Source organism: Aquincola agrisoli (assembly GCF_036621135.1).
GTDB classification, from domain to species: domain Bacteria; phylum Pseudomonadota; class Gammaproteobacteria; order Burkholderiales; family Burkholderiaceae_C; genus Aquincola; species Aquincola agrisoli.
Map to the genome: position 1 here is coordinate 1 of NZ_JAZIBG010000010.1, position 7,605 is coordinate 7,605.

7 protein-coding genes and 1 pseudogene are annotated in these 7,605 nt (G+C 69.6%); 5 read left to right on the plus strand and 3 right to left on the minus strand.

Annotated elements, in window-relative coordinates:
- Positions 1 to 220 (minus strand): isocitrate/isopropylmalate family dehydrogenase (locus V4F39_RS03970; protein WP_332287989.1); only part of this gene is annotated, 220 nt, incomplete at its 3' end.
- 108 nt (positions 221 to 328) lie between these two features.
- On the opposite strand from V4F39_RS03970, the gene V4F39_RS03975 reads away from it, so the two are divergent.
- Entirely contained in the window at positions 329 to 1,258 is a 930-nt protein-coding gene (locus V4F39_RS03975) for a LysR family transcriptional regulator (RefSeq protein ID WP_332287990.1), read from the plus strand.
- Between the two features lie 120 nt (positions 1,259 to 1,378).
- On the opposite strand, the gene V4F39_RS03980 is transcribed toward V4F39_RS03975, so the two are convergent.
- Complete coding sequence (locus tag V4F39_RS03980; protein WP_332287991.1) at positions 1,379 to 2,419, minus strand: LacI family DNA-binding transcriptional regulator; 1,041 nt, start codon at positions 2,417 to 2,419, stop codon at positions 1,379 to 1,381.
- 177 nt (positions 2,420 to 2,596) lie between these two features.
- Between V4F39_RS03980 and V4F39_RS03985 the strand changes: the two genes are divergently transcribed.
- Positions 2,597 to 4,303 carry a tannase/feruloyl esterase family alpha/beta hydrolase gene (locus V4F39_RS03985; RefSeq protein WP_332287992.1) on the plus strand — a complete coding sequence of 569 codons (1,707 nt, stop codon included), beginning with the start codon at positions 2,597 to 2,599 and terminating at the stop codon, positions 4,301 to 4,303.
- Positions 4,304 to 4,349: 46 nt separating this feature from the next.
- Here the strand turns inward: V4F39_RS03985 and V4F39_RS03990 are convergent, their stop codons facing one another.
- On the minus strand, positions 4,350 to 5,249 hold the full coding sequence (locus V4F39_RS03990; RefSeq protein ID WP_332287993.1) for a LysR family transcriptional regulator: 900 nt from the start codon (positions 5,247 to 5,249) through the stop codon (positions 4,350 to 4,352).
- 253 nt (positions 5,250 to 5,502) lie between these two features.
- Between V4F39_RS03990 and V4F39_RS03995 the strand changes: the two genes are divergently transcribed.
- The 3 genes and pseudogenes from V4F39_RS03995 to V4F39_RS04005 form a co-directional block, all read left to right on the plus strand.
- The gene (locus V4F39_RS03995) at positions 5,503 to 6,327 is read left to right on the plus strand and encodes an NAD-dependent epimerase/dehydratase family protein (protein WP_332287994.1); all 825 of its coding nucleotides are present in this window, start codon (positions 5,503 to 5,505) and stop codon (positions 6,325 to 6,327) included.
- Positions 6,328 to 6,360: 33 nt separating this feature from the next.
- Complete coding sequence (locus V4F39_RS04000) at positions 6,361 to 7,335, plus strand: TRAP transporter substrate-binding protein (RefSeq protein ID WP_332287995.1); 975 nt, start codon at positions 6,361 to 6,363, stop codon at positions 7,333 to 7,335.
- Between the two features lie 49 nt (positions 7,336 to 7,384).
- Positions 7,385 to 7,605: pseudogene (locus V4F39_RS04005) on the plus strand (hypothetical protein); the annotation flags it as partial.

Consider the following 7,605-nt stretch of genomic DNA (forward strand, 5'->3'; position numbering starts at 1 on the left):
CGAACAGGATCGCGTCCTTGTCCTTCAGGGCCTCGAGGCCGTCGGCCGGCATCATCTCGCCGTGGGCGCGGAACCAGTCGCCGCCCCAGCCGAAGTCCTCGAACTCGAAGCGGAACGTGCTGCTCGTTGCGGCCAGCGCTTCCATCACCCGCTGGCCGGCGGGCACCACTTCCTTGCCGATGCCGTCACCCGGGATCGTTGCGATGCGATAGGTCTTCATGGATGTCTCCGTCGGAGTGGGGGATGGGTGACTGTAGGCACTGGACGTCGACAAGGATCGGCACTAGAGTGAATCTATTCTTCACCTGAGTTCAACAGTCGACCCGCCATGGCACCTGCCATCCAACCGGCCGATCTCGGCTTCTTCTCTGCCCTGGCCCGGGCCGGCAGCCTCAGTGCCGCGGCGCGCGAACTGGGGGTCACCACCCCGGCGGTGAGCAAGCACCTGGCGCAGATGGAAGCCCGCCTCGGCGTGGCGCTCGTCGTGCGCACGACGCGGCGCATGAGCCTCACGCCCGAAGGCGAGCTCTACCTCGACCACGCACGGCGCATCCTCGGTGAGATCGACGGCATGGCCGAGCAGCTCGGCGTGGCCAAGGCGACGCCGAAGGGGCTGCTGCGGGTGAACGCCACGCTGGGTTTCGGCCGCAGCCATGTCGCGCCGCTGATCTCACGCTTCGTGCGCAGGCATCCGGAGGTGGAGGTGCAGCTGCAGCTGTCGGTCAACCCGCCGCCACTTACCGAGGATGCGTTCGACGTCTGCATCCGATTCGGCGCGCCGCCGGATTCGCGCGTGATCGCGAAGCACATCGCACCGAACCGGCGGCTGCTGTGCGCGTCGCCGGCCTACCTCGCGAGGCGCGGCACGCCGAAGGTGCCCAACGACCTGACCAAGCACAACTGCATCGGCATTCGGCAAGGCGAGGAGGCCTACGGGCTCTGGCGGCTGACCAGCGGCCGCGGCAAGGGCGCCGTCACCGAGGCCGTGAAGGTGCGTGGCAACCTCACCACCAATGACGGCGAGATCGCCGTCAACTGGGCCCTCGACGGCCACGGCATCCTGATGCGCGCCGAATGGGACATCGAGCGCTACCTGCGCAACGGCCGCCTGGTGCATGTGCTGCAGCAGTACCACACGCCGGATGCCGACATCCACGCGGTCTACCCGCAGCGCCACCAGCTGGCGGCGCGGGTGCGGGCCTTCGTGGACTTCGTGGCGCTGGCCTTCTCGCGCCAGACTGCACCGGGCAAGGCCTGAGCATCGGCCGGCTCGGCGCATGCGCCCGGCCCCTTGCCGCCGGGCGACACGGAGGCCGCGATCCATGCCGAGCAAGCGACCTGCGGGAGCCTGGCCGGGGCGTGCCGGCGGACGCCGGTCTCAGGCGCTCTCGCGTTCGACGATCTCGAAGCCGAGGTCGACCACCTTGTGCTCGATCGGCACGCCCTGCAGCCGGTCGAGCACGAGCCGGGCCGCGATGCGGCCCGCCTGCAGGCCGTCGATGCGGATGCTGGTCAGGCTCGGCACGTGCGTCGCGGCGTACTCGGAATCGCCCGAGCCCATCACCGCCAGCCGGTCCGGCACCGCCAGGCCGCGCACGCGTGCTTCGGTCATGACGCCCATGGCCAGCGGGTCGGAGCCGCAGCAGATCGCGTCGATGTCGGGTCGGCGCGCCAGCAATTCGCCCAGCGCGAGCCGGCCGTCCGCGTGGGTGCTGGGCGAGCGCACCGTGTGCAGCACCGGCGCCTCGAGTCCGAAGTGGCTCGCGGCCTGCACGAAGCTGCGTGCGCGCCGGGCGGCGCGCTCGTCGTCGCCGCCCACGTGCGCCAGCCGCCGCCGGCCGCGCCGCGCGAGGTAGGTGCAGGCGGCATAGCCGATCGCCTCGTGCGAGGCCCCGACGAGCATGTCGACGGGCGTGGGGGTGACGTCCCAGGTCTCGACGACCGGGATGCCGGACTGCGCCAGCAGCGCACGGCCTTCGGCCGAGTGCATCACGCCGGTGATCACGATGCCGTCAGGACGCCGGCCGATCACCGAGCGCAGCAGGTCGTCCTCGCGCGGGCCGCTGTAGCCCACCTCGCCGATCAGCACCTGGTGGCCGTGCTCGGCGAGCGTGGTCGTCAGTCCTTCGATCAGGCCGGAGAAGTTCTGCCCCTTCAAGGTGGGCACCAGCACGGCCACGAAGCCCGAGCGGGCCAGGCGCAGCGTGCCCGCCGCGCGGTTCGGCACATAGCCGGTGCGGGCGACGGCCTCACGCACCTTCGACAGCGTGCCGGGCGACAGCTTGCCCGGCTGGGTGAACGAGCGCGAGACCGTGATGATCGCGACGCCTGCCAGGCGAGCCACCTCGTGGATCGTCGCGGCAGGCCGGGCGGGCTTGGGTGCGGTGGGGTCGGCGGGGGAGGGCGGCAGGGCGGACATCGCAGCAGTGTAGAGACCCCCGGCGCGCCGAGCCGCCACCCCGCCGGCCCGCGCAGGAAGGGGGATTTCCCCGGTGTCCGCAGCAGATGGCAACGTTAGCATCGGCTCCCCTGGCGTTTGAACAAACAATAGTTCAGAACGTCGAATGACAACGATAGTCATCCAAGGACGCACATGATGGAGACACGAACCAGCGACGCCGCCGCATGGCGGACCACCGCGGCCTGCCTTGGCGCCGCATTGCTCCTGGCCGGCTGCGGCGGCGACGGCGGCGATCCGCCGGTCCCCGCGGTGGCGGAACTGCAGCAGGCCTGCCCGCGGTTGGCGGGCACGACGGTCGGCCCGGGTGCGATCGGCCTGCCCAGTGGCACGGCGACCGTGGCCTCGGCCACGCTGGTGGCCGCCTCGGCCGACCTGCCCGAGTACTGCGAGGTGAAGGGTTCGATCGCGGCACGCACCGCAGGCGCCGACGCGATCCGCTTCCAGCTCAACCTGCCGACCACCTGGAACGGCAAGGCGCTGATGTACGGCGGCGGCGGCTTCAACGGCACGCTGATCAATGCGACGGCCGCGTTGCGCGACGCGCCCGCGGGCATGCCGCGGCCGCTGACGCAGGGCTACGCGACGTTCGGCACCGACTCGGGCCATGACGCCGCGGCCTACAACGATACCGACCCGGGCCGCTTCGCGCTCAACGACGAGATGTTCGCCAACTTCGCGCACGCGTCGTACAAGAAGGTCAAGGACGTCGCCCACCGGCTGATCGACGGCTTCTACCTGCGCACGCCCTCGCAGCAGTACTTCTTCGGCGGCTCGGAAGGCGGGCGCGAGGGGCTGATGCTTGCGCAGCGCTACCCGGCCGACTTCGACGGCATCGTCTCCGTCGTGCCGGTGATCCACTGGACGGGCCTGTTCAACGGCTTCATCAACTGGACGAAGCCGCAGTTCAACGGGGGCGCGCTCAACACGGCGGAGATCCGCACGGTCGCGCAGGCCGTCACCGGCGCCTGCGACGCGCTCGACGGCCTGGCCGACGGGGTGGTCAACAACTACCTCGCCTGCCCGGCGCGGTTCAACCTGCAGAGCCTGCGCTGCACGGCCGGCGCCGACACCGGCGACGATTGCCTGTCCGATCCCCAGCTGGCGACGCTGGCCGCGGCCTACGGCCCGACGACGCTGCCTTTTGCGCTCGCCAACGGCCTCACCACCTACCCGGGCCGGCTTTTCGGCGGCGAGATCCAGCCGGGCAGCGAAGGCATCGGCCGCTGGGTGACCAACGGCCGCGTGCCAGGGGTGCCGACGCCCCTGGCCGACGACGGCCGCGGCGTCATCTACGGCAGCAGCTATGCGCGCTACGTGATCGCCCGCGACGCCGGCTTCGACGTGCGGACTTTCGACCCGGCGAACTTCCAGGCGCGCATCCAGGAGGTCTCGGCGCTGATGGACTCCACCAACCCCGACCTCTCCGCGTTCATGCGCCGCGGCGGCAAGCTGATCGTGCGCGAGAACACCGGCGATATGGCGCAGAGCCCGATGGCCGGCTTCCAGTACTACGACAGCGTGGTCGCGAAGATGGGCGCCGCGGACGTCGACCGCTTCATGCGGCTGTACGTCTCGCCGGCATCGAACCACGGCGGCGCCGCGGCGAGCCTGACGACCGGCGAGACCGTGCCGACCACGGCAGACCTGCTGTCGGAACTCGATCGCTGGGTGACGACGGGCACCGCGCCGGCCGACGCGCTGGTGCAGGTGCGCAATGCGGCGGCGCCGCCGCACGCCACGCTCGCCTCGCGTCCGATGTGCCGCTACCCGAGCTACCCGCAGTACGTGGCCGGCGATGCCACGGCCGCGGCCAGCTACCGCTGCACCGTGTCGGCACCCTGAGAGCGGGGGGCGGGCCCGGCAAGGCGGCCCCCTCGCCGCCGCGCTTCTATGCGGGCCGGGCGCGCGCCTGGTCCTGGCGGAAGGTGTGCACGGTCTCCAGCATTGCCGCCAGCAGCGGCGAACGCTCGCCGCGCAGGTAGAAGCAGTGCAGGTCCATGCTGGCCTCCACTCGCGTGTGCAGCGGCCGGTAGACGATGCCGGGATAGTGGACATTGGTCATCGAATCGGGCACGAGCGTCACGCCGGCCCCCGCGGCCGCCAGCATCGTCGCGGTGACCACATCGCTGGCCGGCGGCGCGAAGCGCGGCTCGAAGCCATGCGCGCGGCACAGCTTGAGCGCCGTCGCAGCGGCCGACGGCGAGGTGCCGATGATGATCGTCTCGTCCTTCAGCGCTGACACGTCGACGCGCTTCTTCCTGGCCAGCGGGTGCGCCTCGCTCAGCGCCAGCAGCAGCGGCTCGCGCGCCACCAGCTCCACCTCGATGTCGTTCTCCTGAGGCAGCAGCCGCTCGAACACCAGCAGCACGCGGCCCTCGCGCAGCGCAGGCAGCTGCGCCGGCGTCTGCGCATGGTGCAGCACCAGCTCCACCTCGGGCTGCGCTCGCCTGAAAGCGGCCAGCACCTGCGGCACCAGCCCGAAGATTGCCGAGCCGTAGATGCCGATGTCGAGCCGGCCGATCTGCCCGCGCCCCACACGCTGCGTCCGCTCCGCGGCCTGGCCCACCAGGCCGCGGATGTTGCGGGCATGGCGCAGCAGTTCCTCGCCGGCCTGCGTCAGGTCCATGCCGCGCGGCGTGCGCTTGAACAACTCCACTTCCAGTTCGGCCTCGAGCTGCTGGATCTGCCGCGTGAGCGGCGGCTGCGACAGGTTGAGGCGTTCGGCGGCCCGGCCGAGGTGGCCCGTTTCGGCGATGGCGATGAAGTAATTGAGCTGCCGAAGGTCCACGTCTGCCTCTTACGCAAAAGGTATTGGATGCCACCAATTTGGAATTGGCGTTTCGTTGATTGTTTCTACAAACTGCCGCCACACCAAGCGTTCGTTTGAAACGCACATGAGATGCAGGAGACAACCATGAAGCCCCCTTGTTGAATGGCATGGCCCTTTGCGCCCCTGCGCAGCCCCATGCCCCGGCGGCCCTTCGCCGCCCAGGCCCCGACCCTCCCACCGACCGCGGGCGTGCCACGCCCCAGACCTCGCCATGCCTTCCGAATCCCGACGCTTTGGGCGCCTGCTGTTGACCGGCGCCGATGGCAACCTCGGCCGTGAGCTGCGCCCGCGCTTACGGCGCCATTGCCAGACGCTGCGCCTGAGCCACCGCCAGGAGTTCGGCCCCGCGGAGCCGGGCGAGGAGATCGTGCTCGCGCACCTCGAGAACAAGGCGGCCATGGCCGAGCTGCTCGAAGGCGTCGATGCCGTGGTGCACATGGGTGGCGTCTCGACCGAGCAGCCCTGGGAGCCCATCCTCGCGAGCAACATCGTCGGTGCCTACAACCTCTATGAGGCAGCGCGCCGCAACCGCGTGCGGCGCATCGTCTTCGCCAGCTCCAACCACGTCACAGGTTTCTACCGGCAGCGCGAGGTGATCCGCCCCACCGACCCGGTGCGCCCGGACGGCCTGTATGGCCTATCGAAGGCGTTCGGCGAGAACCTTGCCCAGCTCTATTTCGACCGCTTCGGCATCGAGACGGTCAGCCTGCGCATCGGCTCGTCTTATGCCGAACCGAAAGACCGCCGCATGCTGGCCACATGGCTCAGCTTCGACGACCTCGAGCGCCTGGTCGTGGCTGCGCTCACCGCGCCGGTGGTCGGCCACACGGTGATGTATGGCGTGTCCGACAACGCGACATGCTGGTGGGACAACACGCCGGCCCGGCACATCGGCTACCGGCCTCAGCACGACTCCGAGGTCTTCCGCGCCGCCGTGGAGGCCCGGCAGCCCCACCTCGACCGCGACGACCCCGCGGTGCAGTACCAGGGCGGGGCGTTCGTGCGCACCGGCCCCTTTGAGGAGGACGGCCGCTGAGGCCGCTTCCGTTTCAACCCCAGGAGACAAGACATGAAGCAGTACTTCTTTGCCCTCGTTGCCGGCCTCGTCGCCGCTTCGGCCCAAGCCGTCGAGTTCCGCTCGGCCGACGTGCACAACAGCGACGACTACCCCACCGTCGCCGCCGTGCGCCACATGAGCGAGCTGCTGGAGAAGCGCAGCAACGGCAAGTACAAGATCAAGGTCTTCAACAAGAGCGCGCTGGGTACGGAGAAGGAGACGATCGACCAGCTGAAGATCGGGGCGCTGGAGATGAACCGCGTGAACATCAGCGCGCTGAACTCGATGTGCCCGAAGACGCTGGTGCCCACGATGCCCTTCCTGTTCGATTCCATCGCCCACATGCGCAAGTCGCTGGACGGCCCGATCGGCGAGGAGATCCTGAAGGGCTGCGAATCGGAAGGCCTGGTCGGCCTGGCGTTCTACGACAGCGGCGCCCGCTCCATCTACGCGAAGAAGGCCATCCGCAACGTTGCCGACACCAAGGGCATCAAGATCCGCGTCCAGCCTTCCGACCTGTGGGTGGCGCTGGTCGGCGCGATGGGCGCCAACGCCACGCCGATGCCTTACGGCGAGGTCTACACCGCGCTGAAGACCGGGATCATCGACGCTGCCGAGAACAACATCCCCTCGTACGACACCTCCAAGCACTACGAGGCGGTGAAGTACTTCTCCCGCACCGAGCACTCGATGGCGCCCGAGGTGCTGCTGATCTCGAAGGCGGTGTTCGACAAGCTGCCGAAGGCCGACCAGGACCTGTTCCGCCAGACGGCGAAGGAATCGGTGTCCTTCCAGCGCCAGAAGTGGGACGAGCAGGAGGCCAAGTCGCTGGCCGTCGTCAAGGCGGCGGGTGCGCAGATCGTCGACAACGTCGACAAGGCCTCGTTCCAGGCGGTGATGGAGCCGGTGTACGCCAAGTTCATCTCGACGCCCGACCTGAAGCGGCTGGTCAAGGCCGTGCAGGACGGCAAGCCGGACGCCAAGTGATCGAAGGGCCGCGCCGCCCGGTACGCGGGCCGCTTGAAGGAAGTTGACCATGACGCCCGCCATTCCGTCACACGCGCTGCATGGGGTCTCGACGACCGCCGCCGCCGCGCCGGTTGCCCCGGCGACCGACCCCCACACGCAGCGCCCGCCGTCCACCCACGCCTACTCGCGCCTGTGCGCGGCGCTGTCCAAGGCCAGCCTGGTGCTGGCGGTGGTGATGCTCGTGGCCATCATCCTGTGCGTGCAGTACCAGGTCGTCGGGCGCTATGT

Coding starts and splice junctions, on each gene's coding strand:
- V4F39_RS03995 (WP_332287994.1), top strand. CDS start 5,503: ATGCCTTCCGAATCCCGACGCTTTGGGCGCCTGCTGTTGACCGGCGCC.
- V4F39_RS04000 (WP_332287995.1), top strand. CDS start 6,361: ATGAAGCAGTACTTCTTTGCCCTCGTTGCCGGCCTCGTCGCCGCTTCG.
- V4F39_RS03975 (WP_332287990.1), top strand. CDS start 329: ATGGCACCTGCCATCCAACCGGCCGATCTCGGCTTCTTCTCTGCCCTG.
- V4F39_RS03980 (WP_332287991.1), bottom strand. CDS start 2,419: ATGTCCGCCCTGCCGCCCTCCCCCGCCGACCCCACCGCACCCAAGCCC.
- V4F39_RS03985 (WP_332287992.1), top strand. CDS start 2,597: ATGGAGACACGAACCAGCGACGCCGCCGCATGGCGGACCACCGCGGCC.